A 20,379-nucleotide genomic window follows, 5' to 3' on the forward strand; every position below is an offset into this window, starting at 1 on the left:
GTGCACCGAAATGATTCTATACAATCGTTTTTTACTCCGCTACAACGCCTCATACAAAGGGCTATTTGAGTGCTGGATTTGCTAGTTCTCCCCTCGCGTGCGCATATTTCGTACTTAGCTTCGTGCATTACTACGTTTCTATAAACCTGTAAACCTAAACCTTTCATGTTTTCAGCAAAAACTTACATCGACAGGCGTAAGCGCCTGCAACAGGATGTTGCATCGGGCATACTACTATTCCTAGGCAACGACGACTGCGGCATGAACTATGCCGACAACACCTACCATTTCCGTCAGGATTCGACATTCCTCTACTTCTTTGGCTCCGATTACGCTGGACTATCGGCCATTATCGACATCGACAACAACCAGGAGATTATCTTTGGCGATGAGCTTACCATCGATCATATCGTTTGGATGGGGACACAGCCTACAATTCGAGAAAAAAGCTTGCAGGTTGGCGTTAATCGTACAGAAACCACCGTCCGTCTTCGCGAAATTCTTGGTGAAGCCATCCGCAAAGGACGAAAAGTTCACTACTTACCGCCCTACAGGGCCGAGCATCAGCTAAAGCTAATGGATCTGCTCGGGATAGCGCCCAGCCAGCAAGCAGGAGCAGCCTCCGTCGATTTCATCAAGGCGGTAGTCAACCAGCGTAGCTACAAAACCGAAGAGGAAATCGTACAAATTGAAGAGGCCGTTAACATATCCGCGGATATGCATATCCACGCCATGCGAATGGCCCGTCCAGGAATGAAGGAGGTCGAAATTGCAGCGGCCGTTACCGAAATAGCGCTGGCCAACGAAGGAAACCTCTCCTTCCCTGTTATTGCCACCATCAACGGCCAAACGCTTCACAACCACTACCACGGGAATGTTCTAAAGGAGGGCGATATGCTTCTGCTTGATGCCGGCGCCGAAAACAGGATGCACTATGCAGGCGATCTTTCATCGACCATCCCGGTAGGCAAGCGCTTTACCGAACGTCAAAAGGAAATCTACCGAATTGCCCTTGCGGCGCATAAGAATGCGGTTGCAGCGCTTAAACCCGGCATTCCTTTTAAGGAAGTACACCTTCTTGCAGCACGAACCATCGCTAATGGCATGAAAGATCTTGGCCTAATGAAGGGCGATATCCACGAAGCGGTAAATGCGGGAGCCCATGCGCTGTTTTTCCAGTGCGGTTTAGGCCATATGATGGGCTTAGACGTGCACGACATGGAAAACCTAGGCGAAGTATGGGTAGGATATGATGGCGCCCAAAAAAGTACGCTTTTCGGCATAAAATCGCTAAGGCTTGCCCGCAAGCTCGAGCCAGGCTTTGTACTTACCATCGAACCCGGAATCTACTTCATCCCCGAACTAATCGATATGTGGAAGGCCGAAAAGCGCTTTGCCGAATTTATCAACTACAATAAGGTGGAGGAGTACCGAAACTTCGGAGGACTACGCAACGAGGAGGACTACCTGATTACCCCCGATGGTGCTCGTCGCCTCGGCAAGCATGTTCCTACTACCATAGAGGAGGTAGAAAGCATGCGCTAAAACTAATAGAGATAAAAAAGGCGGGCAAAAAACAGCCCGCCTTTTTTAAGTTTAGATATCAATCTACTTAATTTTATCAAAGAGAACTCCAATCATCACCTCGTGGGTTCCATTCGAGTAGCGACCCAGCTGCGTATACGACCAGTCGAAAGAGTAACCAAAGAGGTACTTCTTCTCGTACACGATGCCGAACATCAGCGCAGCAGCATCGCCATACCTAAACGAAATTCCTCCCCACAGCTCGCTTTCAACACGGCGATACTCTAAACGATACTTGGCCTTACAGTTGAGCTCAGGAACCAACGGGGCTCCACTCATAAACTTCGCCAACACGGTAGGCTCTATTGCAAACTCCCGGTTAATTGGCAAAATATAGCCACCCGACAGGTATAGGTGCTGGCGGAGACGGTTAACGCCAATTGTTTCGTTGTTAAAGTTGAGCTTACTTCCAAAAAGGTGCTGTGCCGAAATTCCGAAGTGCATATTAGAAGCATACAGGTAAAGCCCTAGGTTTGCATCAGGGGCAAATGCGCTAATGGTAGATTTTAGCAACGACGGATCGTTTTGCCACAAGTCAAAAAGTTCGGGGTGGTTTTGCAGATCGCCAGCATCGAGCTTAGTTCCATCAACCTTATACTGCAGCCCACCGATGGAAAGGCCTCCGGATAACGAAAACATCTCGCTCAGCTGAATGTTATAGCCATACGAAGCCAAGAAGCCCGTTGAGCTTATCGGTCCTAAAATATCGCTGTAGAGCTGTGCACCCCACCCCATACGCCGACGCACATCAGGTCCGTATGCACATATCTGGTACGTCTGAGGAGCATCGTTAATGCCAGCCCACTGAAAGCGGCTGTTAAATCGAACCTGATAGTTACCCAACGTTCCAGCAACAGCAGGATTCAGAATGTAAGGATTCCACATGTACTGCGAGAGCTGAGGATCTTGCTGCGCTCTAGCGCCATCAACCCCCAACAACATCACTACTGTTGTGCACAATATGTAGGCAAATCGTTTCATCGTCATATTGACTCTAATTAGCGTATGATTGATACGGATCCGCTGATATTAGGCAGCTTACCCTTATGCAGCTTGATTACGTAGTAGTAGGTTCCCACGGGTAGGTCCTTTCCATTATGCTTGCCGTTCCAATCGTTCTTATATGGTTTAGAATGGTAAACCAGCGATCCCCAGCGGTTGTATATTTCAACCTCAAGGTTAGGATACTCAACCATCTCTTCGTCGTATATCACCCTCCAGGTATCGTTATATCCATCGCCATTAGGAGTAAAGGCATTAGGAGGATAGATAGTACTCATTGGCACTATCTTTAAACCTGCATACTCTTCGCAGGTTTCGGTTTCGTTAACCTTATAGCTTACTGTCGCAATCAGGCTCGCCTCTTCTCCAAACTTATCGTTAATGGTAATTTTTGTATTATCATCAGCGTCAACGTCCAACCACTCAGACTCTGCAGGATTCCACACAAGTGCTGGTGAGAATCCAGATGCACCATACTTAAGCTGCAAGCTTTGCGTAGCGCCATACGGCATTCGCATAAAGTAGCCAACACCTTCGACCTCCTTAACAAGTGGTCCAGAGAAGTATGGACTCGAGTATGGATGAACCGAAACCTTAGCAGTATCGACATCGTAGCAGCGATTATCGTGCGAGATTACCCTAAAGATGTAAGGATGAAGAAGCTTATAAGGGGCTTTTGTCATCACCTTATCCGGCGAAAGTTTCTCTGCTTTCGTAAATCCAGTCAGTACGCCATCCGTATACTCAACGTCCAGCTTAGAATTTTCAACATTCGTCCATTCGCCAAAATACCTTTTAGGAACGGGATTGAAGTTGTTATCCTGCTTGATTACGCCATTTTCGAACTCGTACTTGCTCTCGTCGGTATTGCCCTTTATTTGAGCATTAAAATCGAGAGTAGTATTAATACAAACAGTCTTATCGGGATCGGCAATGGCTGTAAAATCGTTCTGCGGCTTAACCCCAACCTTAAATGGAACCTCCTCTTCACAAGTCCCCTTTAGAGGATCAACAACCTTAACAAAAATCGAATAGCCAACACCCTGAAGCTGAGAAATAGTCCGAGGTTTCCCTGCCTCAAAGGTATAGTAGCCGTCTTGACCTGGCATTGCTGTTGGCTCTACCGGTTCAGAAAGCAGGTTAGCACCCTTTTTAAAGTAGTAGGTAGAAGCAGCATCAAATTCTCCACTAATAGACTTTAGCGTGAATACGCCACCCGAAGTTTTTGCATCATCTGGATTTACAAATCTACGGCACTCCGAAGGTGATGTAGAATAATCAACCACGATGTGTTTCCCATCTATTGCTTGTTCTACCGCCTTTTCACAGCCATTTTTATCAATAGCTACCAACTTGTAGTTTCCTACCCTTAAAGCCTCGAAAGCGCCATTACCTGCAGCATCCAAATTCTTTGGTTCACCAACCAAGTTATTTCCGGCATCGTAAAGCGATATGGTGTAGCCCGGCGATGCGTCGGCCACATTAAAGGCAAGCTTACCTTCTGCATTAGCAGCACACCAAAGGCTTGTACTGCTATTTCCTGCATCCAACGCAAACACCAATTCTGTAGGCTGAGAAATCTCCACCTCGGCTTTAAAGTAGCATCCAGCAGCATCTACGGTTCGAGCCACATACTTTCCGGCAAGCAGCCCATCAAATACTGGAGAATCCTGGAAGGTTTCGGCAGCAAGATTGTCGGCAAGCGTCAGGCTGTACTTTAAAGGTTCCGTTCCGCCTGTAGCCTTAAGTTCTACTTTCCCGGTAGCACCTCCATGACAAAGCACATTGGCAATAGAAGGATCTTCAACCTTCATTTCGGGCAAAGTAGCAATCTCAACGGTTAGCACATCCGAAGCACAACCAACAGCATCAATCACTCTAATCGAGTATGTCTTATTGGGTTGCAGTTTGGTAATACGATGCGTAACAGGATCGTAAGAGTTATACTCTACTCCATCAGCATCTGTACACTTCACTGTATAATCCTTAAGCCCTTCAGGCACCGCAATTTCAATGTAGTAATCGTTGTTCATGAAGCACTTTGCGACTAGTGATATTGTTGGTGCTGTGTATGCAGAAACGGTTACATCAATCGTACGTTCTACATTGCTGGCATCTACCACCTTTACAGTATAATCGCCAGGATCCACATCGGCAAAGACAACCTTACCATCCAAATCAGCATCTAGGTCCATCCCTAGCTGAGCGACATCCCCTTTACGGGTATAGGTTACCGTGTACGGTTTAACACCTCCTGTCACGGTAACTTCGATTGAGCCTTTTGGATTGTTACAGTTACCGCTAATGCCTTTTGCTTCGACACCTAATGTACCTATAACAACTGTTTCTTCGTAAGTACAGCCATTTAGGACGTCGGTAACTACAACCTTATAAGAACCCAACAATAGCTTACTAAATAGCACTGGTGATGCTCCTACTCCAGCATACTCTGTTCCGGTTTCAACACTCGTAAGAGTAACCTTATAGGTTCCAGAACCTCCAGATGGAGTTACCGAAATTTCGCCTGTTGCATCTTCCTTATTTAAAGGAACCTTTGTTACCCTTACCGCCGCTGTTACAGGGCTCTTTACGGTTATCGTTGTTGTGTAAACCGAATTAGTAGCATCAGAAATCGATAGCACATAATCACCCGCAGCTAGGTCTGGAATAGCATAAGTTCTTTCGGCAAGATCGAAAGGACCTTTAAGTTCTCCACCCTTAGGCTGCCAGGTCAGCTTAAATGGCCCAACACCGCCTACAACAGAGATATCGAGTTTACCAAGAGCTGCATTATTACAAGCTACATCTGTTACTGTGACATCTAGCGAGAGTTCCTCTAGTGCAATTGGCCCCACCTCTCCAATACAGCCATTTTCATCAGTAGCTATAATACGATAGGTTCCACTAGGAAGCTTGTTGAAATTCACCTCCACGCTTCCTGTTGTTGCATTAGAAAGTTCCTGACCTGTATTTTCGTTTACTAAGGAGTAGGAATATAAGCCTGTTCCCCCTGTTGCAATAACAACAATACTTCCATCTGTTGCCCCATCGGCAGATGGTGTCTTAATCCTCACAACCTTTACAACAATAGGATCAGGATCGGCAAGAGTCACCTGCTGAGTAACTCGTACACCAGCAGCATCTTCTACAACCACTTCATAAACACCCGCCTTCAAATTGCTAAAGAGTTGCTCATTCTGGAAGGTTGCTCCACCATCAATAGAATACTTCATTGCACCAGTTCCTCCCGAAGCGTAAATATCTATCGAACCATTTGTTTCGGCATGACACTTAGGACTGGTGATAATAATATCATCGATATTTAGGTTGGACAAAGCAACTAATTCAATTTCATCGCTTGTTGCTAAACAGTGATTCTTATCCTCTACCACTACTCTATACTTACCTGGGTTAAGACCAGTAAAGATTCCCGTAGTGTTCTTAATGGCGGTTCCTTCGAGCGAATAGGTATAAAGCGCCATCCCACCTGAGACCACAGCGGTAATAGAGCCATTAGCAGAAGTCTTAGATGCTGGATCCACCTTAGTCAACGAATCAAACACGAGCTTGGTTGGGGCAGAAATTCCAAATGGGAACTTCTGAGGACAGGCGTTATCATCGCTGATAAACATATTGTAGCTTCCCGCATTAAAGCCACTTACTTCAATGAGATAATCCCCAGGATTAGCTCCTGCTGTAGCCTTAAATAAGTAATCAACACCCTCGGTAAGGGTAATGCCCGTTTTTCTATCAACAAAGACGCACGAAAGCGTTCCTTGAACACCCGTAACAGAAATTGATGCGCTTCCCTTATCGCCAAAGCACTTAATATTATTTACCGTGTAGGTTATAACCTTTATATTGGTTGTTCCTCCACCGCTTACAATTGAAATGGTATTTGGCCAAGTAGCAGGGCATGTTCCACCATCGGTAACTTCAACTATATAATTTCCAAGAGCAACATCAACAAACTGTCCGGTTGTATTTGAAGTAACTAGAACTTTGCTGCCTGCACGAAGCAACTTATAGGTTAGCACACCACTACCTCCAGCAGCTACTACGGTTACAGTACCTCCAATGGAGCACTTGGTATCCGTTTTATCAACCGACACTATATTTATGGCTGTTGGAGCAGTGAGCGTAACATCTTGTGTAGAAGATTGACAACCTAGACCATCCTTTACAGCAACCTTATATGTTCCAGCAGTAAGTCCTGTATAAGCTCCTGTAGTATTATTAAATGTAACGCCATCACTAGTATAACTATATACACCATTACCTCCAGCTGCAGTAAGCGTAATAGTTCCCGATGTAGGATTCCCGCATTGAGGGTTGGTAGATGTTACAGTCAAGTTTAAAACAGGATTTCCTGCAATTGTATGTTCGGCAGTTTGGGCACACCCATTAGCATCTGTAACCGTAACTACATAATGAGCCGCTACCAAATCAGTTATAGATTGACCTACAAGAGTTCCTCCTAGTACAGGAGTACCTGCATTGTCGCCAACCCACGTAATTGTATATGGAGCAGTACCTCCATTAATAGCAACATCAATTTTACCAGTGGTTGCACCAGCACATAGGCTTACAGTTCCATTTTGAAGAGCCATTGTAAGCGCTGCGGGTTCGGTTAAAGTTGCAGTCTTCGTAACGGAGGTCCCATTATTATCCGTTACAACAACAGAATAAGCACCTTTATCTAAACCTGTTACAACCTGTTGCAAGGTTGCAACTACGAATGTCTGATTATAACTATTTGGCCCTGTTACCTTCACAGAATAAGGGGCAACACCACCAAGGATATCCACCGTTATCTCCCCATTCTTAGCGCCATAGCAACTTACATTTTTAACAGCCAACGTAGCGCTAAGATTAGAAAGCACAACGTTGACAGGAGCTGCAGCACAGCCATTCTTATCGGCAACTGCAATAGTATACGCTCCTGCTGCTAAGCCGCTAAATATTCCTGTTGTGTTATTTACGCCTCCTGGGTTCAGCGTATAGGTATATGGTTGAGTTCCACCACTAGCAATTATAGAGATACTCCCATTATTACCTGATGTTGGAGGAACAACAGTAGGAGCACCCAGCACTAATGCGGTTGGCTCAACAATATCAATCGATTGACTTTGTGAACAGGTAGGATCATTGCTATCTGTAACAGTAATAATATATGCCCCTCCAGTCAAATTATTTGCAGCAACGGTATAGTCGGCACCAACCTTGGTTACCGTTGGTGCTGGAATTACGGCAACACCACCCTTTGTGAAGGTTACTGTTGGCGTTCCTACAATTCCGGAAACTGTTAGAGATATATTTGAAGTTCCTCCATTACAAGTAATCGCAGATGCAGCAATATTGCTAAACTTAATTGTTGACGGAGAAGTTAGCGCCATCGCTGGAGTTACCGCTTTAGTACAGTTATTTGCATCGGTAACCTCAACAGTATAAGACCCTGCACTAACATTTGTAAATGCACCGGTTGCATTAGTTGCAATTGCAGCACCGCCCTGCATCAAACTAAATTTTAGAGGATTAGTTCCTCCTGTTGCAGTCACAGTTATTGTTCCTGCAGCAGTACAAGTTGGATTAGTAAACTTATTTGATGTTATACTAATTGGGGCTGGTTGAGTAATAGATGCTTGCTCTGTAACCAGACAGTTATTTGCATCTTTTACAGTAACGGTGTAAGTATTGGCTGTCAAACCATTAAATGCCCCACTTACAAAAGTAGCAGTAGGATTCAGCGTTACCGTATAGTTAGGTACACCACCTGTTGGGGCCACCAAAATACGCCCATCTGCTAGCCCATTACAGCTAACATTAAAGACCTGTAAGTTAGGCTTGATTAGATTAGGCTGAGTAACCGTAACCGGAGCTGTTTGTAGACAGCCAGAATTATCCTTTACGCTTACGGTATAGGTGTTTGCTTGTAAACTATTGAACTTATTGTCCGCCTGGTATGCTCCGCCTATTGAATAGGTTAACGGTGCAGTACCACCTGTAGCAACAACAACTATAGCACCCGTAGCATCTCCATTACACTTAACATTGGTAGCAGTAGTTGCATTAAGATCAATTGTAAGAGGATTTGGTGCAGTTATTGTCACACTTCCACCATCGACAACACAGCCGTAATTATTTTTAACCTTAACATGATATGTACCAGCGCCTAAACCGGTAATATTGTTAGTGGTAACATAGGTAACGCCATTGTCCACGGAATAAGAAAGCTGATCGGCACCTGCACCTGCTGCAATAAATATGCTCCCGTTCGGAGTGGTAGCACAACCGGTTACATTGGCTGGTGTTATACCTGTAATTTGAATAGGTGAAGGTTCACTAATAACAACCACACCTAAATTCTTTACACATCCCGCTCCATCTGTTATGGTTAAATTATAGTTCCCTGCTCCTAATCCTATTATTGAAGTTCCCACTAGAGGTTTATTGCCAGCTCCAATATTATACTGATAGGGTGCAGTTCCCGAATTAATGGTTAAATTTATAGCACCACTCTTATCCCCATTACAAGGACGAACATCAACAGGCACAGCGACAGCATCGAGAGTAACAGCTCCTTTCACTACTAACGAAATAATATCCGACTCACAACCGTTAGCATCTTTTACCCTTACATTATAAGTTCCTGCTGCAAGGTTAGAAAAAGTAGTAGTAGAAAAATATGTTCCTGTAGCACCTCCTTGAATGGAATATTGGTACGGTGCAATTCCGCCCGTTACACCGGTTATTGCAATCTGTCCAGTATTAGGACCTGCACAAGTTACATCCGTTTTCGTAGCAGTTGGAACGATCTTTTGCGGAGCATTAAGCGTTACATCCGACTGCTTTGTACACCCTGCGTTATCTTTTACCGTTACCGTAAACGATCCTGCAGCAAGATTACTAAATAAGTTTTGGGATTGGAATAGCCCTCCTATAGAGTAGGTTAACGGAGCCGTACCTCCTGTCGCATTAACAGTAATAGAACCATTACTATCTCCAAAGCATTTAGGATCGACTGGAACAACTGAGTTTATACTGATATTAGCCGGTTGAGTAACCGTATAATCCCCCAACTTTACTGAACAAGTTTTATTAGCCACATCTCTTATATATAAGGTGTAGCTTCCTGCTGCAAGATTGGTAAATGAGCCCGATGTTACCCAAGTAGTATTATCTTTAGAGTACTCATATCCACCACTTCCCCCCTGAGGATTAGTAATATTAAGAGATCCATTAAGAGATCCAAAACATCCTGTAACGTTCACAACACTTACGGTAGCAGTTATTGCAGCGGCCTGAGAAATGGTGTAGCTTCCAAGTACTTTTGCACATGTCTTATTCCCAGCATCGCGTATTACAACCTGATATGTAGCTGCAGGAAGATTCGTAAATGATCCACTAGCCTGCCATGTTGCCCCATTGTCCTTCGAGTACTCGAAAGTACCAGAACCTCCAGTTGCAGCAGAGACAGTAATTGTTCCTGTAGAAGTTCCAGCACAAGCAATGTTCCCAGTCGTTACCGTTGCCGCTAATGTTACGGGTTCTATTATGTTAGCTGAACCTACGGCAGCAGTACATGTTGGAGCCAGCCTATCACGAACAACCAGTGTGTAACTTCCTGCAACTAAACTAAGAAACGAACCACTCTGCTGCCAAGTAGCACCATTATTAATGGAGAAGTCGTATACACCACCGCCACCAGTAGTTCCTGTAAAGGTAATGCTACCATTATTATTACCAGCACATCCAGTAACATCAACCTTTGTAAATGTAGACACAAGTGGAGCTGGAGATAAAAGAGTTACACTCCCCAATGGTTTGACACATGCAGGAGCCTGCTTATCGCGCATAGAAACCGCATATGTTTTAGCAATAAGATTAGTAAACGAAGATGTACTAACCCAGGTTGTTCCATCAATAGAAAACTCATACTGACCGGAGCCACCTGCGGCAGCATTTATAGTAATGCTACCATTGCTGGCATTACTACATCCTGTTACATCAACCTTAGCTATAGTTCCACTTAAGCCTACTGGTTCAGTTATAGTTATGGTTGCTATTGTTTTTGAACAAGTAGGATTATTTTTATCCCTAAGCTTTACGGTATAAGTTGCAGGAGCCAAATTAGTAAACGCCCCATTTGCGACCCAAGTGCCAGTTATAGAATATTCGTAGACTCCAGAACCTCCTTGTGGGGTCGTAATGTTGATAGATCCGTTATTAGAGCCTTTACATGTTGCATTTGTTGAAGAAACCGTAGCGGTAAGTTCGGGTTTTGCAGTAACCTGAAGCGCAGCATCCAAAATTCTGATACAGGTTGGATTATTTGCATCGCGAATCTGAACATTGTAAGTTGCCGCGGTTAACCCTGTAAAAGAGCCAGAAGTGCTCCAATTACCACCACCATCAATAGAATACTCAAATACTCCAGAACCTCCAGCTGCTGCAGAGATAATAATTTGCCCATCAGGAGTTGCGCTACAGCCAGAAACGGGATTTGCCACAACAGTAGCCGAGAGTTGGGCTGGTTGGTTTATTATCACATCAGCCGTACTCACACAGCTGTGATCATTAGCACGACGAACTGCAACTGTATATGTTTTAGCTAAAAGGTTAGTAAAAGAAGACTGTATCCCAAAGGCAGCACCATCTATAGAGTACTCCAAAGGACTAGCAGCAGTACCCCCACTTGCTGTTATGGTAAGTGTTCCATTGCTATTTCCAAAACATCCAGTAACATCTGTTTTTGAAGTCGTGATATTTATAGCGTCAGGCTGGTTTATTACAATAGGATTGTTGGGATAGTTATAAACGCATAAATTTTTATCCTTTATAACTAGATTATACGTCCCTGCTGCCAATCCTGCAATTGCTAATCCTGGAACAGTTTCCGTAGTGAAATTCGTTCCATTATCCAAAGAGTAGGTATACTGAGGCGTACCCCCAACTAAGCTTGAGTTAAGTATTCCTGTAGAACTACCATTACAGGTTGGCTCAATCACTGTAAAGTTATCAAATGTTAAAGGATTAGGATCTTGTACGCCCACCTTCACCAAGTCTACCTTAGGAGTCGGCGTACTTGAATCTGTGATTTTAACAATATAAAAGCCTTGAGACAAACCTGAAATCGAAGCAGATGTTTCTCCTGGAATATCAACATAGGTTGCATCTTTCCACTGATACTTATAAGGAGCCGTACCATTCTCCACCGAAGTAACCGTAGCCTTACCATCCGAACCGCCTGGACATTTAGGATTATCAACAGTAATATTCACTTTATAAACACCACCATCCGACTGGGTTGCCTTAAGGAATCCTGATTTTGCGGTGGCCTTTACTGTCGAAGATGAAACTACAAGAGGTTTAGCCTTGATGATGTGCTTCATGAAATCAACCTTATCCCCTTTCACCTCTAACCTGCCAAGAGTATTAATGCCTGTGATAAAATTGTAAGAAGCCTGAGATTCAAAGATTACATTTGCACGGATCGTAGTACTAGGGAAAGACACATAGGAATTTTTTGCGGAAGAAAGAACAAGCGTTCCATCCCAACTTTTTGCCGTGCCGAAATTCAGAACTCCATTTATGGAAATCTCATAATTACCCTCGAAGCCTGACTGTGCAACATCATCAGACCAAATTAGGCCAGAGAGCACAACATCATGTTCAAGAACTATAGTTCCTTCCGATTTAAATGAATTCTTATCAACGACAACTACATCGGTTGCTGCTGGAATTGAAGCTCCGCCTTGCCCTCCTGACTGATAGGACCAGTGTCTAGTATCCGACCAATTCCCTGATCCGCCAACCCAATAGCGAGACTGTGCTAAACCCTCAAACCCCACAAGCCAAGCAATGCAAAACAATGCTATTCTGGCAAATACATAGAAGTTCCTCATTCCAACTGACAGATTTATTTCATGAATGATACCGGCAAAACCCTTGAGAAAAGTAAAAAGGTCACTATTCCCCGTACGAATTTAACTTTAATAAGCATTACTACAAAATATCTTCACTATTTTTTGTTAACTAAACCGAACAATATGTTTAACTGATGTGTTTTTTAGCTTTAATATTCCTAAGCTAGCTGCTTCTTTAACGTAGAAACAGGATAACGAGCAGCAAAGTACCCTATAAGAACAACCGTAAAGAATACGGATAGCATATCAACAAACTCTATTTTTACCGGATAAGCATCCAAAACGAAAGCACCGTCGGTTGATAGCTTAACAATTTTATAGTACTTCTGGATAAGAGCAATAGCTAGCCCTAACACGACGCCAATGGAGGCCCCAAATATGGATATCAGCCAACCTTCAAGCAAGAAAATGCGCTCAATTAACTTTGAAGAAGCCCCTAACGAACGAAGCACAAAGACATCCTCCTGCTTATCGAGCATAAGCATTGATAACGAACCAATAATATTAAACGAGGCGATAATAAGAATCAGCGACAAAATCATGTAGATAATCCACTTTTCCGATTTCATTATTCGAAAGAGCACCTCGTTCTGCATGAAACGATCCTTAACAACAAACTTGTTTCCTAACGCATCTTTCACCCTACCATATACGCTCGAGAGGTCGGCACCCTTTCTTATTTTGATTTCCAAAGCAGAAGCCTCATTAGAGAAACCATATGCAGCATCAAGCAAACGAATGGGCACAATCACGTACTTCATATCGTACTCTAGGTTTGTCTGAAAAACGGATGTGGGAAAAACATACTCTTCCATAAATGCGTCGGGAGAGTCCATGCTGGTTGCCGATCGGTTGGGTAGATAAAGGAACAATGGGTCCATGAAGTTTACCCCTACTCCTAGCGACTGGGCTATCATGGCACCTACCGAGGCCTGATTTAAATCGCCATGTTTTAATACGAAGCTTCCAGCAGCCATCATAGAATCGATGCCTACAACCCTAGAGTAGCTATCGTCGACACCTCTAATGGTTACAATCTGCTGCTTGCTGGCATACTTCACCAAGGCATTCTCCTCGAGGGTACGGCTAACGGTTTCGACGCCGTCTACAGCCATTAGCTTAGCCTTTAGGGCTTCGTCGTACTTAAAGAACTTGCCCTCAGCAGGGGTGATCTTTAGCTCGGGATCGAAGGTGCTGTATAGTGAGCGAACGTAGCTGTCGAACCCGTTATAAACCGAAAGAATTACAACCAGCGCCATTGCACCTACGGCGACTCCCACGAGGCTAATCATCGACATGATGTTGATGGAGGAGTGCTTCTTCTTGGAGAAGAGGTATCGTCGGGCAAAAAAGAGCGGCAGCTGCATTACGTCTTCTTAGGTTACTTTCTATTGAGGCTTTTTACAAAGGTAGATGATCTCTTGTGGAGGAAGCGCATAGCGCCTGCGCTGCTCTGGAGTAAGCTCCATAAGCAGGTTATCCTCGGTAACATCGAAGCCAACTGAGCGGAGCTTATCGGCGTAGTCGAGGCCGTAGAGGCGAACGTGATCGTCCTGCCAGTAGTGCTTTTCGCGCAGCTCGGGCGTATTGATGGCAGGATCTTCGAGCGTTTTAGGGTTGCTGTAATCTACAGGAACCTCGAAGATACCCCATCCCCCAGGCTTCATCACACGGAAGAACTCGCTCATGGCCTTCCTATCGTCGGGAACGTGCTCCAACACGTGGTTGCACATGATGATATCAAACGAATTATCGGAAAATGGAATCTCCTGAATATCCATCTTCACATCGGCCCAAGGCGAGATTAGGTCGCCGGTGATGTACTCAATATTGCGCTGCTTCTTAAAAAGCGGAATAAAGCAGTACTCGGGAGCGACGTGCAGCATCTTAGCCGGCTTACTGAAGATGTCGGTTTTCTGCTTAAAGAAGAGCCACAGCAGCCTATGGCGCTCCAGCGACATGGAGTATGGCGCAAGCGCATTTTGGCGGGGCTTCAATCGCCCGTAAGGAAGAAGCTTACGGTAGGTGCGCCCATCTATAGGGTCTTCGAAATTGTTGCCAGCATAGAAGGGCGTAATTGCCTTCATAAACGTATGGGCAACCTTTTGTAGCTGGTGGCGCGGTATAAAGCGTGTTGCTAGCGCAATGACGTATTTTATCATGAATATCTTAAGCCAATTAATAGAGGATGCTTACTTCAAAAGGTTGTCGATGCGCTCCACGTAGTCGAGCGAGTCGTCGATGTAGAAGGCCAGCTCGGGAACGATGCGCAGCTGATGGCGTACGCGCTGCCCCAGCTCGAAGCGGAGCATCTTGGTGTGCTCGTCGAGCTTTACCTTTACCTCCTTGGCCTTAGCCGAGGGAAATATGCTTACGTACACCTTTGCAAAGCTGAGGTCGGGCGATACGCGAACGGTGGTTACCGAAACCATCGCGCCATCGTACGCCTGTAGTCCTTGTCGTTGAATGAGCTCTCCAAGATCCTTTTGGAGAAGCCGCCCTATCTTGAGCTGTCGAGTTGAGTCCATTTTACCAAAATTTGGCCAAAGATACGAAAGATATTAGACGTTAGAAGGTAGACGTTAGATTTTAGACGCTAGACATTAGAGTTTAGAGCTCAGAAAACACGAGTTTTCTGTAAAATTAGGAGTAGTAGTACTATAAAAAAGACACTCTAACCTAGCGCTTACTCCGCCAGTTCGCGCTTAATAAGGGCTTCGATTCTGGTGAGCTTATCCAGCGAAGCAGAGTTGAGCAGCTGGGTTAGCCCTTCTACCGTATTGGTTCGCAGGAGGGGCTTAAGAGGATGATCCTCCTCGGCAGCCTGTTCGGCAGATGGTTTCCACTCCAGCAAGTCGTTAGGGGTGCACTTGAGCAGCTCGCAGAGGCGCTCCACCTCGCGTAGGTTCATTTGGTGCTTGCGCCCATTCATGATGCCGGATGAAAAGTTATCGGAGAAGCCCCGACGCACCATATAGGTAAAGGGTCTTTGAACTCCACGTGCGGCAAATATGCGCTTAAGGTTAAATGTTAGCATGGCGATTGGTTAAGTTTATTGTTTGAACTGCTTGAATCTACAAATTACTTGTGTAAAATTCAAACATACTTGTACAGAATCATTAGTGAACTTTTTTCAATCAATATAAAACTATCAAGAATCAATACTTACCAGTATTGATTCAACAGTGAGCTGTGCGATATCAACATTAACCAGTGCGATATCAACAGTAACCTGTACGATATTTCTACTAACCCGTGCTGAATTGATAGTTAAAACCCTGTTTTACATATCAACTTGTGCAGTATCAATACTCACTTGCCCTTTATCAATATCTACCTATATGTTTTCAATATTTTACCGTGCGTTTTAAAGATTGAACCGTGCGTTTTTAAAATAAACGATAGCACAACCGTTACATACAATAGATTAGTGCTGACATTACACTGAAGGTAAAGCCCGTTTAATGTATCGTCGTACTTTCAACTTCGTCGCTCGCTATTCCGTTTCGGAGGTCGATTTGTCGGTTTCGTACTATTTCTTCTAGCAGGGTTCTCGTCTCTTCTCTTTTTTTGCGCCAAACTAAATGATAGGAGAATAGTATGAACCGAACTTTTTATACCGCTGCTCCAGCATCAGCAAAAAGGATTATGCAGGCAGCTGTTGTTGGCCTACGCCCAAATCGAACTTGGATTAAAGCCTTTTGGTGTGCCTGTACGGTGGCGCTTTTATCGTCGTGCGGCTCTTCGGAAGGTGCCAAGCAGGAGGAGCCAACTTCGATAAAGGTGTTTAAGATTGCAGAGGTTGCTGACGATGCAAAGCGCGAATTTCCGTTTATCTCTAAGCCCAACAAGAGCACCGAACTCTCCTTCCAGGTAAGCGGTAGGCTCGATGTTTTTGATGCCCATCCTGGGAAGTTCTACCGAAAAGGTGAGGTTATTGCGGCGGTAGATAGCCGTGACTATGGCGTTGTGGCCATGCGCGCCAAGGCCGTTTACCATCAGGCTAAGGCCGAGTATGGCCGTATTGCAGCCCTTTACGGAAAGGGTAACATTTCGGAAAGCAGCTTCGAAAAGGCTAAGGCCGATTTGGCTATTGCTAAGGCAGCCTTCGAGACGGCGGAAAATCAGGTTACAGATACGCGCCTAAGAGCCCCTTTCGATGGCTACATACAAACGGTAAGCGCCCAGCGCTACCAGGAGGTAAGACCAATGCAGCCCATTGTAACATTTATTGATATGAGCAAGCTGAAGCTTGAGGCTTCGATTCCAGAAGATGTGGCTGCTGCTCCCAGCTCTATTGGCAAAGTAACGGCTCGCTTTGAGGCAGCTCCGAACAAAGAGTATACAACATCTTCAATAGAGGTATCTAAGAGTGCCATGACCAATAATATCTCCTTTTTGCTTACTGCATTGCTCGACAATCCGAGGGGGAAGGACGAGCTGCTTGGGGGGATGACCGGCACTCTATCCTTCGAAACGCATAAGCCCACAAAAACAGGAGTGCTTGCCATTCCTCAGCGCGCGCTTTGCAACCGCCCATCTATGGGTACATACGTGTGGGTAGTTGATGCCAACAGCCGTGTGAAGCCTGTAAAGGTAGGTGTTGGTAAGCTAATCGGCGGTGGTATGGTTGAGCTGCAGTCGGGGTTAAATGGCTCTGAGACTATTGCCATTACCGGGTTGAATATGCTTACGGAGAACAAACAGGTAAAGATACAGTAGCCGACTGTACAACTACTTTTTCTTAACAGGATGGCGATGGCCTACGACGATACATCACTGGCAATAGCAAAATCATCGTTAGGGAATAGAGGTTGAAAAACATTAACAAGATTACAGATGAAAGTTGTAAAGTATTTTCTTCAGAATAAAGTTTTTACACATCTTCTTTTGGTGCTGGTCCTTTTTGGAGGTGTTTTTGCCTATACGAAGATGGGCAAGCTCGAGGATGCTCCGTTCACCATTAAGCAGGCGCTGGTGGTAACCTCCTATCCAGGGGCATCGCCAATGGAGGTGCAGAAGCAGGTAACCGATGTGCTGGCAGAATCTATCCAATCGCTCGACGACCTGTACTATCTAAAGACCGAAAACCGCGAGGGGCTCTCTAAAATTACCGTTTACGTAAAGAAGGAGATTAGGGCCGATAAGATGCAGCAGCTTTGGGATAAGCTGCGCCGTAAGGTAAGCGACGTGCAGGCCAAGCTACCCAAGGGGGCTGGACCATCGCTGGTAAAAGACGATTTTGGCGATGTGCTGGGCGTGTTCTACGGGCTTAGCGGCGAGGGTTACAGCTATCGCGAGCTGGAGGATCATGCAAAAAACATCAAGAACAATATCTTAAAAGTAAAGGACGTAGGGAAGGTGGAGATTTTTGGAGCGCAAACTCCAACCATCGATGTGCTGGTTTCGCCCGCCGCTATGACGCAGCGAGGCATAACCGCCAACGATATTGCTGCTGCCTTCGATAAGCAGAATAGGGTGGTAGATGGCGGTGCTATAGAAACCGAAGAGAATAGAATTCGCATAGATGTTACGGGCAGTTTCTCGACCATCGAGGAGATCGAAAACCTGACCGTTGTATCGAAGAACGGTGAAAGCTACCGATTAAAGGATGTTGCACAGGTAAGCGAAAGCTACCTTAAGCCTGCCCGTAGCATTATGCGCATTAATGGAGCCGATGCCTTGGGTATTGCGGTTGCCACTACACCAAACGGTAATGTGGTAAACATGTCGAAGGGCGTAAAGGAGTGCATGGATTCATTTTCTTCAAAGCTGCCCGATGGGCTTTCGATCTCCTGCATATACGATCAGGGATATGAGTCGGAGGTTGCCAACGATGGCTTCATCATAAACCTCATTGTATCCGTTCTTACGGTTGTTGCTCTTCTGCTCTTTTTTATAGGACTAAAGAATGGGCTACTGGTAGGAAGCGGGCTCGTCTTTTCGATATTCGCTACGCTAATTTACATGCAGGCAACGGGGATTGCCCTACAGCGTATGTCGTTGGCGGCAATCATTATTGCCATGGGGATGCTGGTTGACAACGCTATTGTGGTAACCGACCTAACGCTGGTGAATATGCAACGCGGTATGCGCAAGCGTGTGGCCATTCTTCGTGCAGTTTCAACCACAGCGCTGCCTCTGCTAGCTGCTACGGCAATTGCCATCCTTACGTTTATGCCTGTTTACCTTTCGCCACATGTCTCCGGCGAGCTGCTGTCGTCGCTGTTTATTGTGATTGCCGTATCGCTCTCTTTTAGCTGGATATTTGCCATGATGCAAACGCCCTTCTACATGGAGCAGTATGTTGCCCGCCCACGTAGGGAGGACCTAAAGGCGGAGCTGAATCAGGGAAAGCTGTACGATTGGTTTAGAGGTACGCTCGATAGGGTAATTCGACGAAAGTATGCGGTGGTAACCTCGCTGGTAGTTCTTCTTGCGCTATCGGTGTATGGATTTCGTTTTATCCCGAAGGTATTTATGCCGCAGCTTAACAAGCAATACTTTACCCTCGATATGTGGATGCCCGAAGGTACGCGCATCGAACGTACGGATAAGGAGGTGGATGAGGTTGTACGCTACCTACAGGAGTTGGATCAGGTGGAGATGGTTTCGTCGTATGTGGGACAAACGCCGCCACGTTACTACTTGGCAAACTCGAGCTTTGGTCCGCAGCCTAACTATGCCAACTGCCTGATAAAAACATCGACGCCAGAAAAAGCTCGCGAGCTGCAGAAAGTGCTCTATGAGTCGTTACCGCATAAATTCCCCGAGCTATTTGTTAGGGCAAACCGTTTCGAGCTCAACTTTATTCCCGAGGCGCTTATCGAGGCTCGCTTCTGTGGCAACGATCCAAAAGTGCTCGACTCGCTTACTAATGTTGCCCTTACCATAATGCGCAACAATCCGAAGGTAACCAATGCCCGTAACGAATGGGGAAATATGACAATGATTGCCCGACCTGAGTTTGATCCGATCAGGGCTGGATTACTGGGCATATCCAAGAGCAACCTAGTTGAGGCTACCAAATCGGTGAATGATGGGCTTCCTGTAGGTATCTATCGCGACGAAGAGAAGAAGGTTCCTGTTCTGCTAAAGACAAATCAAGATAAGCAGATGGGATCGACTCAGCTGGCCGATTTTGCAATATGGAACGGAAAAGGATCGGCTCCTCTATCTCAGGCTACAAAAAGTATTCGCATGGAGTGGGAGTATCCACTCGTAAAGACCTACAATAGGGAGCTTACGATGGCAGCTATGTGCGATGTAAAGCCAGATTATACCATGAAGGAGGTGCATGCCGAGATCCGCGCAGCAATAGAGAACATTAAATTGCCTCAGGGCTACTCCTTCTTTTGGGATTCGCAGTATAAAGATCAGAACGAAGCAATGGCAGCACTTACTAAGTATTTCCCATTGGCGTTTCTGTTACTGGTAATAATTCTAGTTGCCCTCTTCAGAAATATTAAGCAGCCGCTAATTATTCTGCTCATTCTTCCTCTATCCATCATAGGTATAGTGTTTGGGATGCTGCTTACGGGATTCGACTTTGGCTTCTTTTGTATTGCCGGTTGGTTGGGCCTTCTAGGTATGATTATTAAGAACGTAATTGTGCTTATCGATGAGGTAAACATACAGCACCGCGAGGGGGAGTCGCTGCGTAAGGCCGTGATAGAATCTACCGTATCGAGGGCAAGACCTGTAATAATGGCTGCAGGAACTACCATCTTAGGTATGGTTCCGCTACTCTTTGACGTGGTATTTAATGGGATGGCAACAACCATTGTTTTTGGATTAACCTTTGCCACGCTGCTAACCCTATTTGTTACCCCGGCGCTTATTGCCATTTTCTACAAGCTAAAATAGA

The 20,379-nt window shown here is 45.3% G+C and carries 9 protein-coding genes; 3 read left to right on the forward strand and 6 right to left on the reverse strand.

Annotated features, from left to right (window positions below; all coding sequences use genetic code 11):
• Nucleotides 1-165 precede the first annotated feature (165 nt).
• Nucleotides 166-1,545: an aminopeptidase P family protein gene (locus tag CLV25_RS10005; RefSeq protein WP_131839512.1), complete on the forward strand. Its 1,380-nt coding sequence runs from the start codon at nt 166-168 to the stop codon at nt 1,543-1,545.
• Nucleotides 1,546-1,608: 63 nt separating this feature from the next.
• Here CLV25_RS10005 and CLV25_RS10010 read toward each other — a convergent pair whose 3' ends face one another.
• The 6 genes from CLV25_RS10010 to CLV25_RS10035 all read right to left on the reverse strand — a co-directional run bounded on the left by CLV25_RS10010 (nt 1,609) and on the right by CLV25_RS10035 (nt 15,549).
• Nucleotides 1,609-2,571 (reverse strand): PorP/SprF family type IX secretion system membrane protein, encoded by a 963-nt coding sequence (locus CLV25_RS10010; RefSeq protein WP_131839513.1) that lies wholly within the window; start codon nt 2,569-2,571, stop codon nt 1,609-1,611.
• Nucleotides 2,572-2,582: 11 nt separating this feature from the next.
• A complete protein-coding gene (locus tag CLV25_RS10015) occupies nt 2,583-12,491 on the reverse strand; it encodes a T9SS type B sorting domain-containing protein (RefSeq protein WP_131839514.1) in 9,909 nt (3,302 codons plus the stop codon).
• A 179-nt stretch (nt 12,492-12,670) separates the two neighbouring features.
• On the reverse strand, nt 12,671-13,879 hold the full coding sequence (locus CLV25_RS10020) for an ABC transporter permease (RefSeq protein ID WP_131839515.1): 1,209 nt from the start codon (nt 13,877-13,879) through the stop codon (nt 12,671-12,673).
• Nucleotides 13,880-13,900: 21 nt separating this feature from the next.
• Nucleotides 13,901-14,674, reverse strand: coding sequence for a class I SAM-dependent methyltransferase (locus CLV25_RS10025; protein ID WP_131839516.1), 774 nt, complete (start codon nt 14,672-14,674; stop codon nt 13,901-13,903).
• Nucleotides 14,675-14,704: 30 nt separating this feature from the next.
• The gene (gene rbfA / locus CLV25_RS10030) at nt 14,705-15,040 is read right to left on the reverse strand and encodes a 30S ribosome-binding factor RbfA (RefSeq protein WP_131839517.1); all 336 of its coding nucleotides are present in this window, start codon (nt 15,038-15,040) and stop codon (nt 14,705-14,707) included.
• A 158-nt stretch (nt 15,041-15,198) separates the two neighbouring features.
• On the reverse strand, nt 15,199-15,549 hold the full coding sequence (locus tag CLV25_RS10035; RefSeq protein WP_131839518.1) for a helix-turn-helix domain-containing protein: 351 nt from the start codon (nt 15,547-15,549) through the stop codon (nt 15,199-15,201).
• A gap of 563 nt (nt 15,550-16,112) precedes the next feature.
• Between CLV25_RS10035 and CLV25_RS10040 the strand changes: the two genes are divergently transcribed.
• Together CLV25_RS10040 and CLV25_RS10045 are read left to right on the forward strand one after the other, a co-directional pair.
• Nucleotides 16,113-17,234 carry an efflux RND transporter periplasmic adaptor subunit gene (locus CLV25_RS10040; RefSeq protein WP_243649624.1) on the forward strand — a complete coding sequence of 374 codons (1,122 nt, stop codon included), beginning with the start codon at nt 16,113-16,115 and terminating at the stop codon, nt 17,232-17,234.
• 117 nt (nt 17,235-17,351) lie between these two features.
• The gene (locus CLV25_RS10045) at nt 17,352-20,378 is read left to right on the forward strand and encodes an efflux RND transporter permease subunit (protein WP_131839519.1); all 3,027 of its coding nucleotides are present in this window, start codon (nt 17,352-17,354) and stop codon (nt 20,376-20,378) included.
• Nucleotide 20,379 lies beyond the last annotated feature (1 nt).

This window comes from Acetobacteroides hydrogenigenes, from assembly GCF_004340205.1.
Classification (GTDB): domain Bacteria; phylum Bacteroidota; class Bacteroidia; order Bacteroidales; family ZOR0009; genus Acetobacteroides; species Acetobacteroides hydrogenigenes.